A 1,341-nucleotide genomic window follows, 5' to 3' on the forward strand; every position below is an offset into this window, starting at 1 on the left:
CTTAAGTTTGATTTTTACTAAATCAGTTAACTTTAAGTATTAATCAGAAAGAACAAAAGAGCGGAGTAAGGTTACTATACACGTTGAAGCTTTTAGACTTCGGCAACATTGATAATCCCCGCTCTTTTACTACTTCAATCACGTTCAGTTCTGTGAGACCTAGATCTCGTTTTCAAGTTGTTGTGACCCAAGTAGCTGGTTCTTTCAAAAATTGTTTTGATATGAATAAATATAGGGAAACTTTTGGAGTTGACATCAGCAAGGATGTCTTTGATTTGCACGGTAGCAATAGTGGCCACGATCAGTTCAAGAATGATGAAAAGGGATTTAACTCCTTACTAAAGATTCTTCCCAAAGATTCAATTGTGGTGATGGAGGCAACCGGCTATTACCACTATAGGCTCGCACAGTTTCTTTACAGGAACAACGTAGTGGTATCGGTTGTCAACCCGTTGTCCGTAAAGCGTTTCATACAAATGAAGCTAGCCAAGGTGAAGACGGACAAGAGCGATGCGAAAGCTATCTGCGAGTATGCCCTTGCCAATGAAGTACCACACTATAATGCTTTGACAGACGTGCAAGCGGAATGTTTGCAACTGTTCCGTTTATTGGACAGTTATCTTAAAAAGCGCACAGCAACCAAAAACAAGTTGCACGGCGAAGAAACCCTAGGGATACCTTCCAAATTCGTTTACCGTTCCCTGAAACGGGACAGAAAACACTTGGACAGGGAGATTGATGGAATCGAGGAGCGCCTGCTCTCGCTTGTAAAGAAGGAACAGCAACAGCAGCTCACTCTTTTAACTACCGTTCCGGGAATAGGCACAAAGACTGCCTTGTTTTTGATAGTGGTAACCGATGGGTTTTCCAAGTTTGAGACCGCTGCACAGCTCTGCAGCTATGTTGGTATTACACCTACAATTCGAGAGTCGGGAAGCCGTGTGCGCGGTCGTAGCAGGATCAGTAAGGTCGGCAACAGGAAGCTTCGCAACCTGTTGTTCCTTTGTGCTTTCAATGCCTGTAGGTACAACATGGCGTGCCGCGAGATATATGACCGAATCGTAAACAAGGGTAAGAGTAAAAAATTGGCGCTCATTGCAGTAGCCAATAAGTTATTGAAACAGTGCTTTGCAATCGCGAAATCTGGTCTCCCGTACGATGATGCCCATGTGTCAGTGCTAAAGATCAATTAATCGGAGCCATCAAATTTGGTGATGACTATTGCTTGTTGGATTGGAAATAAAACGACGAAGGAGATTTATTCCACTTCAACAATGCCAGGAACACATTTGTCAAAATTTAATGGAGAATAGGCTTGTTTTTTGCCTCAGTTCTTTGTTG

General features: G+C 42.8%; 1 protein-coding gene. It reads left to right on the plus strand.

The features are described from left to right. Positions 1–221: 221 nt before the first annotated feature. On the plus strand, positions 222–1,193 hold the full coding sequence (locus Q0947_RS15165; RefSeq protein WP_299399786.1) for an IS110 family transposase: 972 nt from the start codon (positions 222–224) through the stop codon (positions 1,191–1,193). Positions 1,194–1,341 lie beyond the last annotated feature (148 nt).

This window comes from uncultured Gelidibacter sp., assembly GCF_947500795.1.
In the GTDB taxonomy this organism is placed as follows: domain Bacteria; phylum Bacteroidota; class Bacteroidia; order Flavobacteriales; family Flavobacteriaceae; genus Gelidibacter.